Here is a 21,562-nt window from a genome sequence, read left to right on the forward strand (position 1 = left end):
TTGCTTGTGTAAATATCTTGTGACGATGTCACGTCAATCGGGAGAGTGCACCAGCAGGATCGTCGCCTTCTCGGCACCGACGGCGCGCCAGACGTTGCGCAGCGCGCCGGGATAGGTCATCGCGTCACCCGCACCGAGCTCCCACTCGCCCCGGCCGTCGATCGTGACGATCACGCGGCCCGCCGCGATGTAGACCAGCAGCTCGCCGTCGGACTGGAACCAATCGCCCATGTCGTCGCCCGCGCCGATGATGTACTCGGTCGCGACGACGCGCCGGCCGGCTGCGGTGAGGATGCTTCCCACCCCGGCATCGGGGGCTTCGGACACGGACACCTTGCGGGCATCGTCGCGGCGGATGACGTGAATCTGCGCGGGTTCGGCCTCGGTCGGCATGAGTTCCGCCGCCGAGAGGCCGAGGGCCGCGGCGAGTCGGTAGAGCGTCAGCATCGACGGCAGGGTCCGGCCGTTCTCGATCTGGCTGAGGAAGGGCTGGCTGATCCCCGCCTCGGTTGCCAGTGCGCGCATCGACAGCTTGCGGTCGGCGCGAGCGGAGGCGACCGCCTGGCCGATCGCCATGGCGATGCTGTTCTCTGCGCGATCGTCGTCGATCGCAGGCAGGGTGGGGGTGTCGTCACGCACGCTCTCAGGCTAAAGCAGGGTCGGCGACGCTCTCGGCGTTCCGGGCCGCCGAGCCGGCGCGGTTCTGGCGCGGTTCAGCGGAAGTCGCGGGACGCGTGCCGGATGCCGACCTGCAGATCTTCGAAGCCGTCGGCGACGAGGTTCGTGACCCCCTCGGGGGAGCGCTCCAGCATCCCGCGGGCGATCAGCGCGGGGCAGTCCCGAACGATGCGACGGAATCTCGTCCACACCCCGACCGAGCAGATCACGTTGACGAGGCCGTGTTCGTCTTCGAGGTTCAGGAACGTGACCCCGGATGCCGTCGCCGGCCGCTGCCGGTGCGTCACGAGTCCCGCGACCTCGACCCGCCGCCCGGTCTCGTGCGTGCGCAGCTGCGTCGACGACAGCACGCGGCGGGTGTCGAGTTCGTCGCGGTAGTGGGCCATCGGGTGATCGTCGGGCGAGACGCCGGTGGCCCACAGGTCCGCCGCGAGCCGGTCGTGGTTCGACAGGTCGGGGAACAGCGGCGGCTGCACGGCGAAGACGGTGCCGGGCAGGAATTGGGCGCGGTCCTGCGCCGCCGATCCGGCCAGCCAGATCGCTTCGCGGCGGGTGAGCCCGAAGCACTCGAAGGCCCCGGCGGTCGCGAGCGCCTCGAGCTGCGCGGCGGTCAGGTCGGTGCGGCGCACCAGATCGTGCAGGTCGCGGTAGTGCCCCCCGGCATCCCTTTCCGAGACGATGCGCTCGGCGACTCTCTCGCCGATGCCCGTGACGCCCGCGAGCCCCAGGCGCACCGCGAAACCGCCGTCGCGGCGGTGCGCGGCCGAGACATCCGGGGCGTTCGGGTCGAACGCGCCCGCCGCCGGCTGCGCGGGGTCGAGGCAGGAGTCGAGGCCGGTCGTTGCGGGCGTTTCGTCTCGCTGCGCTCGCGAGGCGGCCGGGACCTCGGGCGTTGCGCGAGGAGCGGAGCGACGAGACGAAACGCCGGCGCCCGGGGGTGTGTCGGGCGTCGGAGATGTGTCGGGGGTCGGAGGGCTCTGGGCCGCGGCATCCGACGCTCGCCCCATCTCCGACGCCGGGTGCGCGGATGCCGGGTGCGCGGACGCCGGGCGCATGGGCCTCGGCGACACCGCCTCGAGGGTTTCGGTCGCGCCCGAGCGCTGCAGGTCGGGGCGGCGCACCTCGACCCCGTGCCGGCGGGCGTCGGCGGCGAGCGTCGCGGCGGAGTAGAACCCCATCGGCTGCGCCCGCAGCAGGCCCGCGAGGAACGCGGCGGGATAGTGCAGCTTGATCCACGAGCTGGCGTAGACCAGCAGCGCGAACGAGAGGGAGTGGGACTCGGCGAATCCGAAGTCGGCGAAGGCCTGGATCTTGGCGTAGATGTCGTCGGCGGCCTCACCCACGAGACCGTTGCGCGCCATCCCCTCGTACAGCTGTGCGCGCAGCGACTCGATCTTCTCCTGCCCGCGCTTGGAGCCCATCGCCCGGCGCAGCAGGTCGGCCTGCTCGCCGGTGCAGTCGCCCACGGCCATCGCGATCTGCATCAGCTGCTCCTGGAACACGGGGATGCCGAGGGTGCGCTCGAGCACCGGCTCGAGCTTGGGATGCGGGTACTCCACCTTCTCGAGCCCCATCTTGCGCCGCACGAACGGGTGCACGGCCTTGCCCTGGATGGGCCCCGGCCGGATGAGGGCGATCTCGACGACCAGGTCGTAGAACCGGCGCGGCTGCAGGCGCGGCAGCAGCCCCATCTGCGCGCGGGATTCGACCTGGAACACTCCGATCGAGTCGGCGCGGCACAGCATGTCGTACACCGCGGGCTCCTCTTTGGGCAGGGTCGCGAGCGTCCACTCCTCGCCGGTGGCCCCGCGGATCAGGTCGAACGAGTGCTGCAGGGCCGCCAGCATCCCGAGACCCAGCAGGTCGAATTTGACCAGCCCCATCCACGCCGCATCGTCTTTGTCCCACTGGATGACGGTGCGGTCCTGCATGCGCGCGTGCTCGATCGGCACGACCTCGCCGACGGGCCGGTCGGTGAGCACCATGCCGCCCGAGTGGATGCCCAGATGCCGGGGCGCCTTGAGCAGCTCGCCGGCGTACTCCACCACCTGGTCGGGGATGTCGTGGTCGGGCATCGACGACAGCTCGGCGCCCCAGCGCTCCACCTGCTTCGACCACGCGTCCTGCTGACCGGGGGAGTAGCCGAGGGCGCGGGCCATGTCGCGCACGGCATTCTTGGGGCGGTACTGGATGACGTTCGCCACCTGGGCGGAGCGTTCGCGGCCGTAGCGGGCGTAGACCCACTGGATGATCTCTTCGCGCCGGTCGGAGTCGAAGTCGACGTCGATGTCGGGCTCCTCCTCGCGCAGCGACGACAGGAACCGCTCGAACGGCAGCCGGTACAGGATCGGGTCGACGGCGGTGATGTGCAGCAGGTAGCAGACGGCGCTGTTGGCCGCGGACCCCCGGCCCTGGCACAGGATGCCGCGGCGCCGGGCCTCGGCGACGATGTCGTGCACGATGAGGAAATAGCCGGGGAAGTCCTTCTTCTCGATGACGTCCAGCTCGTTCTCGATGCGCCGGCGGTCGTCGTCGGCGAGCGTCGGGTACAGCTGCGGCACCGCCTGCCACACCAGGTGCCGCAGCCATGACATGGGCGTGTGGCCCGCGGGGACCTCCTGTCTGGGCAGCGCGGGCTTGGCGCGGCGCAGGGGAAACCCCAGCTCATCGGCGAGCGTGACGGTGCGGGCCACCGCTCCGGGGTAGCGGGCGAAGCGCGCGGCCATCTCGGCCCCCGAGCGCAGGTGCCCGGAGCCGTGCGCGGGCAGCCATCCGTCAAGCTCGTCCATGCTGCGGTTCGCGCGCACCGCGGCGATCGCGGCGGCCAGGCGCGCCTTGGGGGGCGAGGCGTAGTGCACGTTGTTGGTCGCGAGGGTCGGCAGCCCCCGGTCGGCGGCGAGGGCGGCGAGCAGGTCGTTGCGGCGGGAGTCCAGCGGGTCGCCGTGGTCGGTCAGCTCGACGTGCACCGCGTCGCGGCCGAACAGATCGACGAGCCGGTCGAGCTCGCGGGCGGCGCCGGACGGGCCCTCGGTGGACAGGGCCTGGCGCACCGCACCCTTGCGGCATCCGGTCAGGATCGCCCAGTGCGGATCTGCGGGGCCGCCCGATCGGTCGGCGAGCTCGCCCAGGTCGTACACGGGGCGGCCCTTCTCGCCGCCCCGCAACTGCGCGTGGGTGATCGCGGCGGCGAGGCGGTGGTAGCCCTCCTGCCCGCGTGCGAGCACGAGCAGGTGCTGACCGACCGGGTCGGCCTCGCCCTTCTGCGGGGCGGGCAGCCCCAGCGAGAGCTCGGCCCCGAACACCGTCGTGACCTGGAACGACTCAGCCGCCTCGGCGAACCGCGCGAGCCCGTAGAACCCGTCGTGGTCGGTCAAAGCCAGGCCCGACAGTCCGAGGCGCTCGGCCTCTTCGATCAGCTCTTCGGGTGAGGACGCCCCGTCGAGGAACGAGTACGACGAATGCGCGTGCAGCTCGGCATAGGGCACCGCCTCGGGCGGACGCTCGATGGTGGGGGTGACGTAGGCCCCGCGTTTGCGTGACCAGGCGGGGCTGTCGCCCCCGTCGGCATGGGCGGGCGCCTTCTCGGGCCGGGTCGTGCTGAGGATGCGCTCGAGCTCGGACCACGGGATCGGCGGGTTGCGAAAGCCCATCAGTCGTACCGCCCCTCGGCCCGCCACGTGTCGTTCTCGAGCACGAGCAGCCACGCGACCTGGGTGTCGTCGACGACCTGCACCCGATAGGCGGTGCGGCGCCGCTCGGGGTCCCACTCGCGCTCGCGCACCCCCCACGGCCCGGCCCACGCCGCGACGGAGCGGTGGATGCCGGTGCCCGCGATCGCGGCGGGCGCGCCGCTGAGCAGGCCCCGGTCGTCGATCGTGACGTCGGCCCCGTCGCCTGAGCGCACCTGCATCTCGGGCTGCGGAAAGAACACGGTCGTGGGGTGCGGGGCGGGCAGCGACCCCGGCCATGGCTGCGCGCGCTCGCGGGCCGGCGCGACCCGGTCGCCCCACGGCACCAGCACCTGCCGTTCCGCCAGCCACCGCCCGCCCCCGACCACGGGGGTCACGACACCGCGATGCCCGAGCATGGCCTGCACGCGCGAGAGGGCGTGGTGCACGCGCTCGCCGGGCCCCTGGCCGAACAGCCCCGGGGCGTGGTGCGCCGCGGCATCCACCGCCTCGGGTTCGAGGCGCACGAGAGTGATGCCGCCGGTGATGCCGCCACGCAGGTCGGCGTCGATCGCCGCCTCGAGCTGCCAGCGCACCCGGTCGACGACGGCCGCCGCGTCGAACGTGGTCGGATGCTGCCACACCCGCTCGGACCGGCCGCCGAACTCATCCCGCAGCTCGACGCGTAGCTCGGTGCACACCAGACCCTGCGAGCCGAGGGAGTCGACGAGGTCGTCGGCGGTCATGCGCACGGCGAAGCCGACCTGGTCGACCAGCTCGAGCGGGGGCTCGAACGCGATCTCGCGCTCGTGTTCGGGGGGCGGCACCCGGGCCGTGACGGGGCGGGCGTCGAGTCCGCGCGCCAGACGGTGCAGGCGCACCCCGCGTTCCGCGAAGCGCTCGCGCACCTTGTTCTCGTCGAGGGCCGCGAAGCCCCCGAGGGTCTGCACCCCCAGACGCGTGAGCAGCCCCACGAGCTCGTCGTCGCCGATCGCGCCGATCGGCAGGGGATGCAGGAATGCCGTGGCCTCGCCCGGGGGGACGACCCGCACGCGGTCGGCGACCTCGCCCGGGCGGGTGAGGCGGGCGGCGCGTTCGGCGGTGAAGGGTCCGTCGGCGATGCCGATGCGGGCGTCGGGCAGCTCGCACGCGGCCATCTCGTCGAGCAGCATCCGCGCGGCCTCGTCTTCGCCGCCGTAGTAGCGGGTGGGGCCGCGGGCGCGCAGGGCGCCGAGTCCCGCCCGCACGATCTGCACCCCCGGGGCGAGCCGCTCGAGGCGCTCGACGACGGGGAGGAAGCCCCGGTTGTCGCGCCCCTCGTCCTCGGGCACGAGCTGCAGGGTCGGGCAGCACGCCTGGGCGTCGCGACGGCGCTGCCCCCGGCGCACGCCCTGCGCGCGGGCGGCCGCCGAGCAGGCGACGATGCGGTTCGCCTTGGCGATCGCGACGGCCTGCGCGGGGTCGACGGTTGCGCCGCGTTCGCGGACGAGGGCTGCGATCGGCCAGTCGGGGATCCACAGGGCGAGCGTGCGCACAGGGGCGTCGTTCCGCCCGCCGTCTCCCCGCTCGCCGTTCACCGGCCCGTTGTTCGCTGGTCCACTGTTCACCGGTCCGCTGTTCACCGGCCCGCCGCCCATCAGCCCACCGCCCGGATCGGGGTGGGGACGCGCGCGTCGCCGGTGGCGCGGGCGGGTGCGGGATCGACCGCGGCGGCGGTGCCCGCGGCATCCGGAAGCAGCATCCGCGTACTGCGGGGCACGGGGAATCGTCGGCTGGATGCCGTGACGGTGACCTCGCGCCCGGCGAGGTAGCCGTGCCCCGTGCCGAGACCGCGCCAGCGGGGATCGCTGACGCTCAGCAGGGCGTCGGCGCCGGGCCAGGCGCCCAGCGTGACGAGCACCGTGCCGCGGTCACGCAGTCGCGCGGCCAGCCGGGAGACATCGCCGTCACCCGGACGCCCGGCCGGGCGCACCGCGACGATCGGCAGCACCTCGGCCAGCGCCGAGGCGACCGCGAACCAGCGGGGGCCCGGATCGGGCACGAGCACCAGGCGGTCGAGGTCGAGGCCGTACTCCTCGGCCGCTTCGGCGCCGAATCCGCGCATGCCGATGACGCCGCACCATGACCCGGCCCGCGAGGGGCCGGCGAGCAGCGCGAGCAGCAGCGCGGCGGAGCTGTCGACCGCGTAGACCGAACCCGGCTGCAGGCCCTGCCCCGGCAGCAGCTGCGCCAGCGCGGAGTGCACCGGCAGCGCGGGGGTCTCGACCTTGTGACCCCGGATGCGGTCGAGCTGCGCGCGCAGACGCCGCACCTCATCCCCGTGGGTGGTGCTCTCGCGCAGTGCCGTGGCCATGCCGCAATGCTAGAACGTATCTTCGACATTGGCCATGGCGCATTGCGTACCTATGTTCGTATATCGCGCGCGCTCGTCCGCTCCCGCGCCGCGCCCGCCGCCCACCCTGGCTCCGCTGTCGCACATCGATCCGCGCGCCTCCTCGCCGGGTCGATATGCAACAGCGGAGCGCTCTAGGGTCGGGCGTGGGGCGGCCGGGTTGTGCGGCCGCACGGTACGTGCTCCTCGGCGCAGGCCCTCTTCGGCGCGCACCCTCCTCGGCGCGCAGCAGCCCCGGCATCCGCCCCCGCTTCCATCCGCTCCGCTGTCGCACATCGATCCGCGCGCCTCCTCCCCGGGTCGATATGCGACAGCGGAGCATCTCGAGGGTCGGGCGCGACGGGCGCAGTGCGCGACGCGGGCGCGCGACGCCGGCGCCGGGGCGGATGCCGTCAGTGGGCGTGGTGGCCGGGCATCTCGCCGTGCGGCACCGCGTACTCGCCGGCCTCCGTGGCCGCGAGGGCGGGCGTGGTCAACCCCGCGACGAGCACGGCCCCGGCGGCGAAGCCCACGAGGGTGCGCCCGGGACGCACCTGGCCCGTGGCCGGCTGCGACCCGGCATCCCGGGCCCGGGCGTGCCGCCGCACGGCGATCGCCGCGGCGCCGGCGATGAACACCAGCATCACGGTGGCGCTGACCAGGGGCAGCCACGTCATTACCCCGGCGAGCGCCGCCGCGAGTGAGACGAGCAGGGCGCTCAGACTCGCCGCGAGCGTCAGTCGGGGGAGGACGAGCCGATCGCTGCGCAGAACCGCGACGCCCCATGCGAGCTCAAGCGTCGCGATCACGACGAAGGCGGCCAGGAACATCGGCGGCGCGGCGGCCCCGACGGCGAAATGGACGAGGCCCGCCCCCCACGAGGCGAGGGCGGGCCACATGCGAAACGACATCCGTCAGACCGTGGCGGTCCGTGCGCCGCGGTCGGCGCCGAGACCCACACCGAGCAGCACGAGGGCGCTGGCCAGGTGCAAGAAGTGGTCGGCGGTGTTCAGCGCCAGGATGTTCAGCGCGCTGTCGACGATGAAGAATCCGACGATGCCGAGCAGCAGATAGACGGCGCCGATCGTGATGTTGGCGCCCTTGGCGGCCGGCACCGACGCGAGTCCGGTGATCAGCAGCACCGCGCCGACGAGCAGGTGGACGATGTTGTGCAGCGGGTTCACCTCGAAGATGCCGAGCAGCAGCCCGCCTTCGGTGGCGATGAATGCCACGCCGCCGGTGACGGCGAAGCCGAGCAGCCCGACGAGCAGGTAGACGGCTCCGAAGATCGTCGCGATGATCCGGTTGGGTGACGTGCGCATGACGCGCCTCCAATCTCGTTCACGGTCTTTCCGTGTTCACAGGGTCTTCGGAGGTTAATGGTGAACGGATTGCGGATGCGGTGGGGTTGCGCACCCGATGCTCGGGGGAGTAGTGCGAGCGCTGCGTCTGGCTGTGGATAACTCACTCTCGTATGTCTGTCAGAGAAAACAACTCTGATCTGCGATAAAGGAGGCAGGCCAAGGCTCCGTTACCTTTTCGTTACATGAGAGCAGGTTGACATGAAGATGAGGAACGTCTCATGATGCTTGCGGGGAGGGGTTCACGTCATGTGAGTCCCTAAGTACCCAGCTCTGGGGGCTGGGGTATCCGGGGAGATCTGGAATACCTGCGCACGTCCGAGCTGACTTGTACACATATTCCACTGGGGAGATACGCACATGCGTGCATCGATTCGCAATTACATCGTCGCGGCTGAACGCCGCCGGGAGAACGCCGACGACGACGGCTTCTCGCTCATCGAACTGATCGTCGTCGTGGTGATCCTCGGGGTCCTGGCCGCCGTGGCGATTCCGATCTTCGCCGGCATCCAGGCCACCGCCGAGGAGAACTCGCTCGCGACGATCGCCGCCAACGGGGCCACGCAGGTGTCGGCCGCCGTCGCCGCCGGCGACGACGCGGCGCCGGCCGCGGGCGCGACGCTGACCAACCTGTCGACGGACGGCGTGACCGTGAAGGTCACGGAGCTCGACGGCACCGACATCGACACTGTCTGCGTCACAGCCACCAAGTCCGGTGTGACGGATCAGAAGTCCGGCCCCGGCTGCGACTGACAGCCGGCCACCGGCCACCACACGTGGGGTCGGCGCAGTAAGGCGCGTCGGCCCCCACTGGGGAAAAGCCTCCATCGGAGGCAACTGGGGAAACACGGTCCTCTCGGGGACCGGCAGCTCGCACTGGGGAGGGTGAGCGAGATGGGGATGCCGCATATCCGGCAGCAGGGGGGACGCGACGAACGCGTGCTCGACGGGGGATTCAGCCTCGTCGAGATCGTGGTCGCGATGCTGCTGCTGACGGTGATCGCACTGGCCATTGCGCCGTTGCTGATCACCGCGACGGCATCGAGCGTGCAGAACCGCGATTCGTCGGCGGCCAACTCTGTGGCCAACGCCCGCGTCGCGGAGCTGAAGGCCCGATTCCCCGACTCGTCCACCACGACGAGCTGCGCCTCCGTGCTCGCGTCGTCCGGGGGGACCGACGCGAGCACGGGGCTCACCACCACCCTCGACTTTCCGGGCGGATGCCCCGCGGACTACCCGGGCACCGTGACCGTCGAGGTCATCGTGACCGAGGGCGCCGGCGCCGAAGACAGCCTCGATGACATCGTCACGGTCTCCACCGAGCTTCTGGTGAGCGCATCATGACCGCGCCATTCACGACCGCGCCACGCCCGAACGCCGCGGGCACGACGACACGGCATCCCGACGACGCGGGCGCGACCCTCGTCGAGCTGATCCTGTACGGGATGCTGAGCGCCCTGTTCCTCGGCATCCTCGCGGTCCTGTTCGCCACCGGCCTGTCCGCGGGCGCCGCCGCCACCGAGCGCGATCAGGCGACGGGCCGGGCGCAGGTCGTGGCGAACTCGGTGCAGACCAGCATCCGCAACGCGAGCGAGTTCCGTGTCGACGGCGGGATGCTGCGCGCCCGGGTCGCCGACGGCGCATCGGGATGGCGCTGCGAGGCCTGGGTGCTGCACGCCGACGGCACACTGCTGCATCGCACGTCGGCATCCGCGATCCCGCTCGATTCCGTCCCGGGCGCGGGATGGAGCGAGATGGCGACGGGGGTCACCGGCACCGGCCCGGATGCCGCGCCGTTCACCGGATCGGGACGGAGCCTGACGATCTCGCTGACCGTCACCACCGGTGACGTCACCGTGCCGCTCGCCGGCGGCGCGTTCGCGCAGGCCGCGCACGAAGGGACGGGATCCGCATGCTGGTGAACCCGATCCGCCACCCGCGTGCCGCACGCGCCCGACGCGACCCGCGCCACACCGACGACACCGGCTCGACGCTCGTCTCGGTGCTCATCGTGATGCTCGTGCTGAGCATCGTGGCCCTCACCGCCGGCGCCGTCGTCACCGGCACGGCCGGGAGCATCGTCGACACGCGCGGCAGCGTGCAGTCCAAGGCCGCCGCCGATGCGGGCCTCTCGGCGGCCGTCGCCGATGCGCGCCGCACGGGCGAGTTCTGCGACCTGTCGCTGGCATCCACCGACCCGGCCTACACCGTCACGGGCACCTGCGCCGCCGACCGCGTGACGTTCACCTCGGTCGGCCGCGGCACCGATGGCGGCGTCACCACCACCGAGGCCGTCTACGCCTACACGCTCGCCCCCACCTTCGACGGCGCGGCCGAGCTGGTGTTCTTCAACTCCGGCAGCGACTCGGTGTACTTCACCAACCACGTCATGCCCAGAAGCGATGGCCTCGCCACCGTGGAGTTCCCCGCCGGCGGCTCCTTCGAATGCAAGACGACCGTGCCGGCGAACGTGAACATCGCGGGTTCCGTGATCGGCCAGTCCGGCTGCACGATCAACGGCGACGTGCACGCCGGCGGGGAGAACCCGTTCAACGGCCGGTGGGCGGTGTACCTGAACAACAGCGACATCGTGCAGGGCGACGTCACCGCGGGTGGCGACGTCGCGATCGGGAACAGCCCGTCCCGCATCGACGGCACCCTCACGCTGCCGCAGGGCGCGAAGCTGCAGGTCGGCTGGATGGATGTCGGAGCACCGACGAGCAGCCCGCGGGTCGCGGGCGGGCAGGCCGGCGGCATCCGGTGGGAGTCGCCCGGCACCGCACCGAGCCTCGCGCCGACGTTCGAGCCGTGGTTCGACTACGCCTACGCGGCCGAGGACTGGCCGGGCTACGACGTCGTCACGATCACCTCGTCGTCGGCGCCCTACAACTGCGGCAACATCGCGGGCAAGTTCACGACCTTCTGGTCGTCGTTCGTTGCGAACCTCACCGTCGACACAGTCGTGGACACGACGGCCTGCGCCGGCGGCATCGACACCGCGCGGGGCGCCGACGCGAAGACCCAGCTCGGCGTCGACCTCGTGCTGGTCGCCAACAGCTTCACGCTGGGCGACTTCGCCCTGACGCCCAAGGCGGGCACCGACCCGAACGCCTGGTTCATCGTGCCCGACAGAACAGCCGACGCGCAGCCGACGTGCACCTCGGGGAGCACGATCGAGACCGACGCCAGCATCGACGTGCGGGTGAACACGATGGCCTACACGCCCTGCACCATCCGCGTGGGACAGGGCGGGGTGTGGACCGGGGCGATGTACGCCGGCACGCTCACCGACGGCGGCGACATCGACATCCACACGCACTCGATGGCCCTGCCGGGGCAGTGGGGCGCGGGCCCCGGCGGTTCCGGGTCGGATGCCGGTGGCGCGGCCACCCTCGGCGATCTGCTTTCGCAGCGGGACCTGTCATGACCGCCCTCGCCGCCGAGATCGTCGTCGCCTTCGCCGTGCTGGCCGGGGTGTTCGGCCTGGTGATCGGATCGTTCCTGAACGTTGTGGCCTACCGCGTGCCGGCCGGCATCCCGCTCACGCGCGACAGTCGCTGCCCCGAGTGCGACACACCCGTGCGGGCGTGGCAGAACGTGCCGGTGGCGTCGTGGGTGGCGCTGCGCGGCCGGTGCGCGGGATGCCGCACGCCCATCTCGGCGCGGTATCCGGTCGTCGAGGTCGTCACCGCGCTCGCCTTCGCGGGGATCGCGGCCGCGTCGCTGAACACCTCGAGCGTGCCGTTCGGCCCGACCGTCGTCGTGCTGGTGGCCTACCTCTACTTCGCGGCGGTGAGCGTCGTGCTGACGCTGATCGACCAGGACACGCGGCGGCTGCCCAACGCCATCGTGCTGCCGAGCTACGCCGTCGCGCTCGGCCTGCTCGCGCTCGCGTGCGTCGCCGGAGCCGACTGGGGGTCGTTCTGGCGGGCCGTTCTCGGCGGGGCGCTGCTGTATGCGTTCTACGCCGTGCTGCGCGGCATCCGCCCCGGCGGCATGGGCGGCGGCGACGTGAAGCTCGCGGGGGTCGTCGGCATCTATCTGGCCTGGCTGGGCTGGGGTTCGCTCGCGGTCGGCGCGTTCGCGGCGTTCGTGCTCGGGGGCGTCGTCGGGCTCGCGCTCCTGACGCTTCAGCGGGCGGGTCGGCACACGGCGATCCCGTTCGGACCGTGGATGCTCGTCGGGGCATGGATCGGGATACTCGCGGGCGAGCCGCTCGCGAACTGGTACACGGGGCTCGTCGTCGCGTGAGGGGGCCGCGGCGACGCCGCGACCCGGGGGAGAGAAAAAGGGGGAGGGGACCATGGCGAAAACGCTCGTGGGAATCGAGATCACGCAGGAGAGCGTGCGCGCGGTCGAGGTGACCGCCACACGCGGAACGCCGCGCCTGCTGGCCTCGGGCGAGGTGACGCTGCCGCCGGGGGCGGCGCGCGACTCCGAGGTGCTCGACGCGGATGCCGTGGCCGTCGCGATCCGGCAGCTGTGGAGCCGCGCCGGAATCTCGGGACGCCACGTCGTGCTCGCCATCGGCGGCCGACGCGTGCTCGTTCGGGAATACACCACCGCCGCCATGCGCCCCGACCTGCTGCGGCAGGCGCTTCCATACCAGGTGCAGGAGCTGCTGCCGGTGCCCGCCGCGCAGGCCGTGCTCGACTTCTACCCCGTCTCGGAGCGCGACGGGCAGGTGTCCGGGCTGCTCGTGGCGGCGGTGGCCGAGACCGTCGAGGCGCTCGTGCAGACGCTCGCCCGGGCGAAGCTGGTCGTGGATGCCGTCGACCTCGCGCCCTTCGGGCTCGCCCGCATCGCCGCCCGGGTCGCGGCGGGGACGACCACCGCCATGGTGCACGTGGGCGCCCACACGACCCACGTCGTCATCGCGACGGACGGCGTGCCCCGTCTGGTGCGGGTGCTGCCGATCGACGTGCCGACGCAGGCGAGCCTCGGCCGGATGGACGACGTCGACATCGACGCGGCCCTGGAGCAGATGCTCGAGACCGTGCCGCCGGGAGACGCCCCGGCGTTCTCCGAGACCGCCTCGCGTGCGAGCTCGGCGCGGGTGCGCCCGTCGGCGCCGCAGGGCCCGGCGGGGCTCGATCCCGTGATCGGCGACCTGGCCGACCGCGTGCGCAGCACGCTCGCCTTCTTCGGCAACCGTCCCGACGCCACGCCGATCTCGCGCGTGCACGTCAGCGGCGCCGGGGCGACGGCGCCCGGCCTGCGCTCCGCGCTCATCGGCGCCCTCGACCTGCCGGTGCACGAGGTGCACCTCGACGACGTCGTGGCCATCGGCGACGACCGCCCGACCGGCGAGAGCGCGCTGAACCTCGTGGGCACCGCCGGCATCCTGCTGGGCGAGGTGCGCTGATGTCGGCGATCACCTCGAACGCCGGACTCACGAGCGTTCCGCGCGTGAACCTGATGCCCCGCGCCGAGCGCGAGCGCCGCAGCCGCGCCGCGCTCACCCGAGGCTGGGCGTGGGCGATGGTCGGGGCTCTGGCCGTCGTCGCCGTCGCCGGCGGCGCCGCCTTCGTGCTCAAGCTCACCGCCGACCAGCAGCTCGTCGCCGAGCAGGCCGAGACGAGCGCCCTGCTGGGTCAGATGGCCGAGCTCTCGGAGGTGAGCACCGCGCTCGCCGACACCGAGAGGCTGGGGGCATTCCGCGCCGAGGCCATGGCGACCCATCTCGGCTGGAGCGACGCGCTGTCGACGCTCCAGACAGCACTGCCGGGAGGCGTGGCCATCACGGACTTCGAACTCGCGGCAGGCGCTGCGCCCGCCGGCGATGCGGCAGCAGCCGACCCCGCCGCCGGGCTGTCGGGCACCCTGACGCTCACCAGCGCCGCGCCGGTCGACATGGCCGACACCATCCGTGCGGTCCGCGACGTCTCGGGCGTGTTGTCGGCCGACGGCCGCGACCTCGCCTCGACCGGCGACGGCGACGCGGCCCGGGTCTACACGTACATCCTCGGCGTCGAACTCGACCAGTCGGTCTACACCGGCGCCTATGCCGCGGAGGAGGAGCGATGAGAATGTCGCTGCCCAAGCAGTTCATCAACGTCATCGGGGCGACCCTCGCGGTCGCGGTCGTTATCGGGGGGCTGCTGCTGCTCGCCACGCCCCTCTTCGTGCAGGCGCAGGCCACCACGCGTGCCGCCGGCGACGTCGCCGCGGGCAACCTCGCCTACGCCGCGCAGGTCGAGGACCTGCGTGCCGAGGCCGGCCGCATCGACGAGATCGAGGCCGAGCTCGCCGCGGACCGTGCGCAGATCCCGGTCGAGAACGACCTTGACGACGTATTCGCGCTCGTCGCGTCGGCCGCCGACGAGGCGGGGGTCACGGTCGTGAGTGCCACGGCCGGCGATCCCGTGCCATGGACGCCCGCTTCGGGCGCCGAGACCGCGTCGCAGGTGCCCGCCGAGACAGACGCCGCAGAAGAGACGGATGCCGCATCCGCCGATCCCGCGCCCGCCGACACCACGCAGGTTGGCGCCGACCGCCTGCAGGTGTCGTTCACGATCGTCGTCGAGGCCGGCGACCCGCTGCGCGCCGCGCGCTTCGTCGACGCCCTCACGGCGGGACCCCGCCTGGTCGCCGTCGCCCAGTCCGCCCTCACGGCTTCCGGCGACGAGCCGCTGCTGACCGTCAACGCGACGACGTTCGTCGCTCCCGAGGCGTGAGGGGGCCGGCCATGAGCGACGACCTGCTCGCCCGCATGCTGCAGACCGCCGCGCTCGCGGGGGCCTCCGACATCCACCTCACCGCGGGGCAGGCGCCGCTGATGCGCGTCGACGGCGACCTCGTTCCGCTGACCGGGCACGGCGAGCGGCAGCCCGCGGCGCAGCTCGAGGACGTGCTGCTCGGGATGCTGTCACCCGCCCAGCGCGACGAGTTCGCCGAGCGCAGCGAGGTGGATCTCTCGTTCACCGCCGAGGGCATCGGGAGGGTGCGCGTGAACGTGTTCCGCCAGGTCGGGCAGATCGCCGCGGCGCTGCGCCTGATCCCGAACCGCGTGTTCGGGCTCGACGAGCTGGGCGTGCCGCCGATCGCGCACGAGCTGGCCCTGCGACCGCGCGGGCTGGTGCTCGTGACGGGGCCGACGGGATCGGGCAAGTCCACGACGCTCACCGCGATGGTCGACATCATCAACCGCACGCGCGCGGCCCACATCATCACGATCGAGGACCCGATCGAGTTCCCGCACCGCAGCCGCCGCTCGCTCGTGCATCAGCGCGAGATCGGCAGCGACACGGCATCCTTCGCCGAGGCCCTGCGCCGGGTGCTGCGCCAGGACCCCGACGTGATCCTGATCGGCGAGCTGCGCGACCGCGAATCGATCGCCGCGGCGCTGTCGGCGGCCGAGACCGGCCACCTGGTGCTGTCGACCCTGCACACGCAGGGCGCGGCCAAGAGCATCAACCGCATCGTCGACGCGTTCGAGTCGCACCAGCAGGATCAGATCCGCACCCAGCTGGGCGACACCCTGCAGGGCATCGTGAGCCAGACCCTCATGCCGTTGGCGCAGGATGCCGGGCGCACGATCGCGACCGAGGTGCTGGTGAACACGCCCGCCGTGGCCAACATGATCCGCGAGGGGCAGATCGCGCAGCTGTACTCGGCGATGCAGGCCGGGCAGTCGCTCGGCATGCACACGCTCGACCAGGACCTGGCCCGGCTCGTCGCCGACGGCACCATCGCCCCGCACGTGGCGCGGGCCATGGCGGTCGACCCGCGCTCGCTCGACGACGTGCACGTGCGCCCCCGCGACCTCGACGCCGAGGCGTGGAGCCTGCACGCGGCCGACGAACGCAGCCTGACGCAGTGGGGGGTGCGCTCATGACGCTGGTGCAGCAGTTCGCCTACCGGGCCCTCGATTCCGACGGACGCGGCGTGGTCAAGGGCACCGTCGAGGCCGCGAGCGAGGCCGCCGTCGCGGTCAAGCTGAAGGCGCAGGGCCTCACCGCGCTCGACGTGTCCCCCGCGCGGCGCACCGGGCTGCAGCGCGAGATCACCCTGCCGGTGCGACGCCGCGTGCGCGTCCGCACGCTCGCCGTCTTCGCCCAGCAGTTCGCCGGGCTGGTCAACTCCGGGCTGCCGCTGCTGCGCGCGCTGACGATCATGGTCGAACAGACCGAGGACCGCGCCCTGCAGGCGGCGCTGGTCACGGTGCACGCCGAGGTGCAGGGCGGGCGGTCGCTGTCCGAGGCGTTCGCGCGCCAGCCCGACGCGTTCCCGCCGCTCATGGTCAACCTCATCCGCGTGGGCGAGAGCGGCGGCTTTCTCGGCCGTTCGCTGTCGGCCGTGGCGAAGACCTATGCCGACGAGGCCGCGCTGCAGGATAAGATCCGCGCCGCGACGACCTATCCGGTGATCGTGCTCTCGATCGCGGTGCTCGCCCTGCTGGCGATGGTCACCTTCATCGTGCCGATCTTCGAGGGCATGTTCTCCGGGATGGGCGGCGCCCTGCCGCTGCCGACGCGCGTGCTGGTCACGGTCTCGAACAACATGTTCTGGATCCTGCCGCTGCTCGTCGCGCTCGCCGTCGGCGGCACGATCTGGTGGCTGCGCCACAAGGACTCCGACCGAGTGCGGCGCGTCATCGACCCGCTCACGCTGCGGATGCCGGTGTTCGGGCCCCTCGCCACCAAGATCGCCGTCGCGCGCTTCGCCCGCAGCCTCGCCATGATGCTGGATGCCGGTGTGCCGCTGCTGCAGGCCCTGTCGGTCGTGGGCGAGGCCTCGCACAACCGCGTGGTCGCGCGGGCTGCGCAGCAGATCCAGGAGTCCGTGCGGCAGGGACGCTCGTTCGCGGGGCCGCTCGCTGCATCCGGGGTCTTTCCGCCGATGGTCGCGCAGATGGTGTCGGTGGGGGAGGAATCGGGCACTCTCGCCGAGATGCTCGGCAGCATCGCCGACCTCTACGAGGCCGAGGTGACCACCGCCACCGAGCAGCTCACGTCGACCATCGAGCCCCTGCTCATCGTCGTGATCGGCCTGCTGATCGGCGGCATGGTCATCGCGCTCTACCTGCCGATCTTCGGCATCTACGGCCAGCTCGGCCAAGGCTGAGCCCACAGACGTCCGGCCGCCTCAGCCCCTCCCTCTTGCGGGGCGCCCGGACCCTCGCCGCCCCCGGTCCCCTCCCGGACCGGGGGCGGTTTTTCGTGCCCGCAAATGAGAAATGTGAGGGGTGTAGATGAGAGGTGATCAACATTCTTGGTTACAAACCTGTTACGGATTCGGGGCTCGCTCCTCGTGCACGGATCCTGAATAAAGTGCCTCTGATCAGCAATTATTATCTGTCGCGCGGCGAGTACTTAGGCGAGGCTTGTCACCCGAACGGGGGACAGGAGTGCAGAAAGTGAAACTTGACGAAAGATGAGAAGTCGCTAATGATTCCCTGTGACGGCGGCTCACTGCGGTGAATCATCGTCCGGCATCACGCCAGCCACGGTTCGTCCCCGATCCGCGGTCCGGTGTGATGACGAATCATTCGGGCAACCCAAGGGGAGTACTCCACCATGCGCGCTTTCGTTCGTAACTACATCCAGGCCGAGAAGACCCGCCGTGAGGAATCCGGCGAGAAGGGCTTCTCGCTCATCGAGCTCATCGTCGTCGTCGTCATCCTCGGCGTGCTCGCCGCGGTCGCGATCCCGATCTTCCTCGGCATCCAGCAGAACGCGGAGCAGAGCTCACTTGACGCGATTACCGCGAACGCGGCCAGCCAGGCCGCTGCAGCGTATGCGAGCGAAACCCCGCCCACCGCGGGGGAGGGCTACGCACCGAATCTCACGGCAGATAGCGATCTTGCAGTCACTTTGACCCTGGCGGGCACCTCTCTTGAAGACTTTTGCGTGACCGGAGTTGCAGAGGGGCTCGACAATGCGACCGCAGGACCGGGTTGCGACGCGGCTGCCGGCACCGGCGACGACACCGGCGGCCTCTGAGTCCCCTGACCGTCGGCGGGTGCGGGATCCGGGGCTCTAAGGGGGCGGATCCCGCACCCACCGGCCTTTCCGCACCCATCCCGACCGGGAGGTGGACGGATGCCTCGGTCTCCTGCATCCGACGACGGATTCAGCCTCACCGCTGACGAAGGGTTCAGCCTCGTCGAGCTCGTGATCGCCATGTTCCTGTCGGCGATCCTTGCCTTGGCGGTGCTGCCGCTGCTGGTCACGACCACGCGGGTGAGTGATGAGAATCGCTCGGCCGTCGCGGCCGCGACCTTCGCCAATGCGCAGCTGGCGCCGGCCCGGGCCGAGTTCGGCAACAACGACTTGACGACGACCTGCACGGCGGTCGCCGGGCTCGCTTTTGTCGGCAAGGAAGATCCTGCTGCCACGGGGCTGCGCGCCGACGTCACGGTGTCGGCGTGTCCCGAGGCCCTGCCCGGGACGGTGACGGTCACGGCGACGGTCTACGCCGCCGACGACCCCGGCACCGCGCTGGCAACGATACCCACCCGTATCGTCGTCTCGGCCCCCTGAGCTGCCCCACTAAAGATCGGCGCCGCACCTACGCCACCGCACGATCCACGCTGAACCGAGCACCGAAAGCTGCTGTCGATGACGCGCACCCCGACGGCCCCCGCGGGCCCCGACGAACGAGGGATGTCGATGATCGAACTCATCATCGCGGCTTCGATCGCGGCGCTGCTGCTCGGACTCATGGCGTCGCTGTTCGTCACGGGTCTGCGCACTGAGGCGGCGACGCGCGACCGCGACCGCGCAACGGGGCAGGCGCAGGTGGTCACCGACTCGATCCAAACCTCGATTCGCAATGCCGCCGACATCAACGTCACCGACGACCTGCTCGTGGCTCGCGTCATCGTGGGCGACGGCGTATCGGAGTGCCGAGCGTGGGCACTCACGCCGAGCGGTGACCTCGCCTATACCGCTTCCGACGTCCCCATCGGTACGGATCCAAGCGCGTGGACGGTGCTCGCTGGGAGTGTCTCTGGTGGTCTTGACGGCGGCGCGGCGTTCAGAGCGGGCGACACCGACAGCAGGACCGTGGAGGTGGAGCTCATCGTGCGCGCGGGCGACGCCGTCGTGCCTGTGAGTGCCGCCGCCGTCACGGTCGTGCCCGAAGACGGGGTGGACGAGGTGTGCTTGTGAAAGAGACCATTCCAGCCGAGTCCGATGACCGCGGCTCAACCCTCGTCGTGGTCCTGGTCATCATGCTCGTGCTCAGCATCGGCGCTCTGACCGCGGGCACGATCGTTTCGGGCACCACCGCATCACTCGTCGGCAGCCGCGGCGCCCTCGAAGCGCGCGCGGCTGCCGACGCCGGCCTCGCCGACGCCGTCGCTCACGCCCGCCGCACGGCGACCGTCTGCGACGTGACCCTCACCAACTCCACCGCGCCCCGCTACGAGACGACGAGCACGTGCGCCGATGGTCTCGTCACGTTCACCGCGACCGGGTGGGGCGACGCCGACCGCGCCGCTCGGCTCGAAGCGGTCTTCGAGTACAGCTCCGAGAACATCGGCGGCGAGGGAGACATGGTCTTCTTCGGCGAGAAAACGACCTTCACCGGCGAGGTCCTTGCACACACGCTCGACGACGACCTGCTCTCGATCGTCATCCCGACGGGTGACTTCACGTGCCAGTCCGTCATCCCCGCCAACATCGTCCTGAGCGGCAGCTTCGCCACCAAGGGCGGATGCGACGTACACGGCTCGGTCGTGGCCGGCGGCACGATCGACATGGCGGTCGGGGGTGACATGATCCGAGGGAACCTCTCGGTCGCCGGGGCGGGATCGAACATCATTCGGGGGACGATCGGCGGCGACATCCTCGCGGGCGGCTCCCTGCTTTTCGGAACGCAAGGGAATTCCGTCGGCGGCGACGTGACCGCAGAAGGCGATGTCTATCTCGGCAACCAGAGTCTGCTCGGGTCGCTCACCCTGCCGGCCGGGGCGATATTCAGCCCCCAGGAGGGATCGGTTGCGGGCGACATCAACACCCCCGAGTCGGTCTCGACGCCTGCCGAGGCGCCCACGTTCGACCCTTGGTTCGACTACGAGTACGAGCAGTCGCACTGGCCCGACTACGACGTGATCACTCTGGAGAACGACAACAGCAGCAGCGCATCTGGAACGTGCAAGCACTTCAACGCCCACCCCGGCACCGGGTGGACAAGTCTCGAATCGCTCACCACGCCAACGATCCTTGATGCACGCGCCTGCACCACGCTGAGCACGAACAACGGTTCCGAGCCCGATCTCGACCTGAAGACGGACGTCGTTCTTCTCGGCAATGATTTCAACCTCACCGCGCTGACCATCGGCGCGGCGGCGGGCGCTGATCCGCACCTGTGGTTCGTCGTCGAAGACACCGTCGCTGATGGTGTCCCGACCTGCACGAATGGGAACGACATCCTCATCAACGGCACGGTCATCCAGGCCGGGGTCACGGCGATGGCCTACACCCCGTGCATCATCGACGTGGCCGGCATGAACAACGACCTCTGGCACGGGGGGTTCTACGGTGGCTCCTTCGACTACGGCGGGGGCCTGTCGTTCTATGGCGTGCAGATCCTCCTGCCGGACATGCCGGAGGGGGCGACATCGGTGGGAGCCGAGACCCTGGAAGCCCTCGGCACCCTCGTCAGCCAGCGGGATGTGGCCCGATGACCGCCGCTCTCACCACCCCCGCCCTCGTGTTCATCCTCGCCTTCGCGGGGCTCTTCGGCCTGGTCATCGGCTCGTTCCTCAACGTCGTCGCCCACCGCGTGCCCGCCGGCATCCCGCTCACCCGCGAGAGCCGCTGCCCCCGGTGCGCCGCGCCGGTGCGCCCGTGGCAGAACGTGCCGGTGCTCTCGTGGCTGGCCCTGCGCGGACGGTGCGCCTCGTGCCGCACGCCGATCTCGGCGCGGTACCCGCTGGTCGAGGCGATCACCGGCGTCGCCTTCGTCGCCGTCACGTGGCTGGCGCTGCACGCCGCCCCCGCGTCGGCGATCGCCCCCGCGCCCGGGGCGCTCGTGCTCGCCGCCTACCTGTGGTTCGCGGCGGCGAGCGTGGTGCTGACCCTCACCGACCTCGACCGCCAGCTGCTGCCGCGCGCGATCGTGCTCCCGAGCGCGGTCGCCGTGCTGGCGCTGTTCACCTCGGCCTGGTTCGCCGGCGCGCCGGTCGAGAACCTGCTGCGTGCGCTCGCGGGCGGCGCCATCCTCTACGTCATCTACGCGCTGCTGCGCATCATCCGCCCCGACGGCATGGGCGGCGGAGACGTGCGCCTCGCCGGGCTCGTGGGCGTCTGCCTCGGCTGGATCGGCTGGGGCGCGCTGGCCGTCGGCGGCTTCGCCGCCTTCGCGCTCGGCGGTGTCGTCGGGCTCGCGCTGGTCGCGATCAAGCGGGCGGGCCGGCGCACCGCCATCCCGTTCGGCCCGTGGATGCTGGCGGGGGCCTGGGTCGGCATCGCCGCCGGCGAGCCGGTCGCCCGGGCCTACCTCGACCTGCTGGCCGGGATCTAGAAGCGAGAAGG

At 71.4% G+C, this 21,562-nt stretch carries 21 protein-coding genes; 15 read left to right on the plus strand and 6 right to left on the minus strand.

Annotated elements, in window-relative coordinates:
• Positions 1–33: 33 nt before the first annotated feature.
• The 6 genes from M4I32_RS09940 to M4I32_RS09965 all read right to left on the minus strand — a co-directional run bounded on the left by M4I32_RS09940 (position 34) and on the right by M4I32_RS09965 (position 8,039).
• Positions 34–639 carry an XRE family transcriptional regulator gene (locus tag M4I32_RS09940; protein ID WP_319034336.1) on the minus strand — a complete coding sequence of 202 codons (606 nt, stop codon included), beginning with the start codon at positions 637–639 and terminating at the stop codon, positions 34–36.
• A gap of 74 nt (positions 640–713) precedes the next feature.
• A complete protein-coding gene (locus tag M4I32_RS09945; protein ID WP_319034337.1) occupies positions 714–4,328 on the minus strand; it encodes an error-prone DNA polymerase in 3,615 nt (1,204 codons plus the stop codon).
• Positions 4,328–5,953 (minus strand): DNA polymerase Y family protein, encoded by a 1,626-nt coding sequence (locus M4I32_RS09950; RefSeq protein ID WP_319034338.1) that lies wholly within the window; start codon positions 5,951–5,953, stop codon positions 4,328–4,330. The genes M4I32_RS09945 and M4I32_RS09950 overlap by 1 nt, the downstream gene beginning before the upstream one ends.
• Positions 5,954–5,982: 29 nt before the next feature.
• Positions 5,983–6,699, minus strand: a complete 717-nt coding sequence (locus M4I32_RS09955; RefSeq protein ID WP_319034339.1) for a hypothetical protein — start codon at positions 6,697–6,699, stop codon at positions 5,983–5,985.
• 431 nt (positions 6,700–7,130) lie between these two features.
• Positions 7,131–7,628, minus strand: a complete 498-nt coding sequence (locus M4I32_RS09960) for a hypothetical protein (RefSeq protein WP_319034340.1) — start codon at positions 7,626–7,628, stop codon at positions 7,131–7,133.
• Between the two features lie 3 nt (positions 7,629–7,631).
• Positions 7,632–8,039 carry a DUF4383 domain-containing protein gene (locus tag M4I32_RS09965; protein ID WP_319034341.1) on the minus strand — a complete coding sequence of 136 codons (408 nt, stop codon included), beginning with the start codon at positions 8,037–8,039 and terminating at the stop codon, positions 7,632–7,634.
• Positions 8,040–8,438: 399 nt separating this feature from the next.
• Here M4I32_RS09965 and M4I32_RS09970 point away from each other — a divergent pair, with 399 nt between their 5' ends.
• The 15 genes from M4I32_RS09970 (at position 8,439) to M4I32_RS10040 (ending at position 21,551) form a co-directional block, all read left to right on the plus strand.
• Positions 8,439–8,831, plus strand: coding sequence for a prepilin-type N-terminal cleavage/methylation domain-containing protein (locus M4I32_RS09970; protein WP_319034342.1), 393 nt, complete (start codon positions 8,439–8,441; stop codon positions 8,829–8,831).
• Between the two features lie 141 nt (positions 8,832–8,972).
• Positions 8,973–9,422, plus strand: a complete 450-nt coding sequence (locus M4I32_RS09975) for a prepilin-type N-terminal cleavage/methylation domain-containing protein (protein WP_319034343.1) — start codon at positions 8,973–8,975, stop codon at positions 9,420–9,422.
• Positions 9,419–10,000 carry a hypothetical protein gene (locus M4I32_RS09980; protein WP_319034344.1) on the plus strand — a complete coding sequence of 194 codons (582 nt, stop codon included), beginning with the start codon at positions 9,419–9,421 and terminating at the stop codon, positions 9,998–10,000. The genes M4I32_RS09975 and M4I32_RS09980 overlap by 4 nt, the downstream gene beginning before the upstream one ends.
• Complete coding sequence (locus tag M4I32_RS09985) at positions 9,991–11,505, plus strand: hypothetical protein (RefSeq protein WP_319034345.1); 1,515 nt, start codon at positions 9,991–9,993, stop codon at positions 11,503–11,505. Before M4I32_RS09980 ends, M4I32_RS09985 begins: the two co-directional genes overlap by 10 nt.
• Positions 11,502–12,329: a prepilin peptidase gene (locus M4I32_RS09990; RefSeq protein WP_319034346.1), complete on the plus strand. Its 828-nt coding sequence runs from the start codon at positions 11,502–11,504 to the stop codon at positions 12,327–12,329. Before M4I32_RS09985 ends, M4I32_RS09990 begins: the two co-directional genes overlap by 4 nt.
• 52 nt (positions 12,330–12,381) lie before the next feature.
• The gene (gene pilM / locus M4I32_RS09995; RefSeq protein WP_319034347.1) at positions 12,382–13,443 is read left to right on the plus strand and encodes a pilus assembly protein PilM; all 1,062 of its coding nucleotides are present in this window, start codon (positions 12,382–12,384) and stop codon (positions 13,441–13,443) included.
• Positions 13,443–14,105 carry a hypothetical protein gene (locus M4I32_RS10000; protein WP_319034348.1) on the plus strand — a complete coding sequence of 221 codons (663 nt, stop codon included), beginning with the start codon at positions 13,443–13,445 and terminating at the stop codon, positions 14,103–14,105. Before pilM ends, M4I32_RS10000 begins: the two co-directional genes overlap by 1 nt.
• A gap of 2 nt (positions 14,106–14,107) precedes the next feature.
• Positions 14,108–14,755, plus strand: a complete 648-nt coding sequence (locus M4I32_RS10005; RefSeq protein ID WP_319034349.1) for a hypothetical protein — start codon at positions 14,108–14,110, stop codon at positions 14,753–14,755.
• 11 nt (positions 14,756–14,766) lie between these two features.
• Positions 14,767–15,915 carry a type IV pilus twitching motility protein PilT gene (locus M4I32_RS10010; RefSeq protein WP_319034350.1) on the plus strand — a complete coding sequence of 383 codons (1,149 nt, stop codon included), beginning with the start codon at positions 14,767–14,769 and terminating at the stop codon, positions 15,913–15,915.
• On the plus strand, positions 15,912–17,144 hold the full coding sequence (locus M4I32_RS10015; RefSeq protein WP_319034351.1) for a type II secretion system F family protein: 1,233 nt from the start codon (positions 15,912–15,914) through the stop codon (positions 17,142–17,144). Before M4I32_RS10010 ends, M4I32_RS10015 begins: the two co-directional genes overlap by 4 nt.
• Before the next feature lie 452 nt (positions 17,145–17,596).
• The gene (locus M4I32_RS10020; RefSeq protein ID WP_319034352.1) at positions 17,597–18,022 is read left to right on the plus strand and encodes a prepilin-type N-terminal cleavage/methylation domain-containing protein; all 426 of its coding nucleotides are present in this window, start codon (positions 17,597–17,599) and stop codon (positions 18,020–18,022) included.
• 99 nt (positions 18,023–18,121) lie between these two features.
• On the plus strand, positions 18,122–18,562 hold the full coding sequence (locus M4I32_RS10025) for a prepilin-type N-terminal cleavage/methylation domain-containing protein (RefSeq protein ID WP_319034353.1): 441 nt from the start codon (positions 18,122–18,124) through the stop codon (positions 18,560–18,562).
• A 78-nt stretch (positions 18,563–18,640) separates the two neighbouring features.
• Positions 18,641–19,192, plus strand: coding sequence for a hypothetical protein (locus M4I32_RS10030; protein ID WP_319034354.1), 552 nt, complete (start codon positions 18,641–18,643; stop codon positions 19,190–19,192).
• A complete protein-coding gene (locus M4I32_RS10035; RefSeq protein WP_319034355.1) occupies positions 19,183–20,712 on the plus strand; it encodes a hypothetical protein in 1,530 nt (509 codons plus the stop codon). Before M4I32_RS10030 ends, M4I32_RS10035 begins: the two co-directional genes overlap by 10 nt.
• Positions 20,709–21,551 carry a prepilin peptidase gene (locus tag M4I32_RS10040; protein WP_319034356.1) on the plus strand — a complete coding sequence of 281 codons (843 nt, stop codon included), beginning with the start codon at positions 20,709–20,711 and terminating at the stop codon, positions 21,549–21,551. The genes M4I32_RS10035 and M4I32_RS10040 overlap by 4 nt, the downstream gene beginning before the upstream one ends.
• Positions 21,552–21,562 lie beyond the last annotated feature (11 nt).

Origin of the sequence: Microbacterium sp. LRZ72 (genome assembly GCF_033792225.1) — a bacterium.
GTDB lineage: Bacteria > Actinomycetota > Actinomycetes > Actinomycetales > Microbacteriaceae > Microbacterium.

Excerpts from the sequence above, each read along its gene's own strand:
- M4I32_RS09945 (WP_319034337.1), bottom strand. The coding sequence starts at position 4,328 with ATGGGCTTTCGCAACCCGCCGATCCCGTGGTCCGAGCTCGAGCGCATC.
- M4I32_RS09955 (WP_319034339.1), bottom strand. The coding sequence starts at position 6,699 with ATGGCCACGGCACTGCGCGAGAGCACCACCCACGGGGATGAGGTGCGG.
- M4I32_RS09960 (WP_319034340.1), bottom strand. The coding sequence starts at position 7,628 with ATGTCGTTTCGCATGTGGCCCGCCCTCGCCTCGTGGGGGGCGGGCCTC.
- M4I32_RS09965 (WP_319034341.1), bottom strand. The coding sequence starts at position 8,039 with ATGCGCACGTCACCCAACCGGATCATCGCGACGATCTTCGGAGCCGTC.
- M4I32_RS09970 (WP_319034342.1), top strand. The coding sequence starts at position 8,439 with ATGCGTGCATCGATTCGCAATTACATCGTCGCGGCTGAACGCCGCCGG.
- M4I32_RS09975 (WP_319034343.1), top strand. The coding sequence starts at position 8,973 with ATGGGGATGCCGCATATCCGGCAGCAGGGGGGACGCGACGAACGCGTG.
- M4I32_RS09980 (WP_319034344.1), top strand. The coding sequence starts at position 9,419 with ATGACCGCGCCATTCACGACCGCGCCACGCCCGAACGCCGCGGGCACG.
- M4I32_RS09985 (WP_319034345.1), top strand. The coding sequence starts at position 9,991 with ATGCTGGTGAACCCGATCCGCCACCCGCGTGCCGCACGCGCCCGACGC.
- M4I32_RS09990 (WP_319034346.1), top strand. The coding sequence starts at position 11,502 with ATGACCGCCCTCGCCGCCGAGATCGTCGTCGCCTTCGCCGTGCTGGCC.
- pilM (WP_319034347.1), top strand. The coding sequence starts at position 12,382 with ATGGCGAAAACGCTCGTGGGAATCGAGATCACGCAGGAGAGCGTGCGC.
- M4I32_RS10000 (WP_319034348.1), top strand. The coding sequence starts at position 13,443 with ATGTCGGCGATCACCTCGAACGCCGGACTCACGAGCGTTCCGCGCGTG.
- M4I32_RS10005 (WP_319034349.1), top strand. The coding sequence starts at position 14,108 with ATGTCGCTGCCCAAGCAGTTCATCAACGTCATCGGGGCGACCCTCGCG.
- M4I32_RS10010 (WP_319034350.1), top strand. The coding sequence starts at position 14,767 with ATGAGCGACGACCTGCTCGCCCGCATGCTGCAGACCGCCGCGCTCGCG.
- M4I32_RS10015 (WP_319034351.1), top strand. The coding sequence starts at position 15,912 with ATGACGCTGGTGCAGCAGTTCGCCTACCGGGCCCTCGATTCCGACGGA.
- M4I32_RS10020 (WP_319034352.1), top strand. The coding sequence starts at position 17,597 with ATGCGCGCTTTCGTTCGTAACTACATCCAGGCCGAGAAGACCCGCCGT.
- M4I32_RS10025 (WP_319034353.1), top strand. The coding sequence starts at position 18,122 with ATGCCTCGGTCTCCTGCATCCGACGACGGATTCAGCCTCACCGCTGAC.
- M4I32_RS10030 (WP_319034354.1), top strand. The coding sequence starts at position 18,641 with ATGACGCGCACCCCGACGGCCCCCGCGGGCCCCGACGAACGAGGGATG.
- M4I32_RS10040 (WP_319034356.1), top strand. The coding sequence starts at position 20,709 with ATGACCGCCGCTCTCACCACCCCCGCCCTCGTGTTCATCCTCGCCTTC.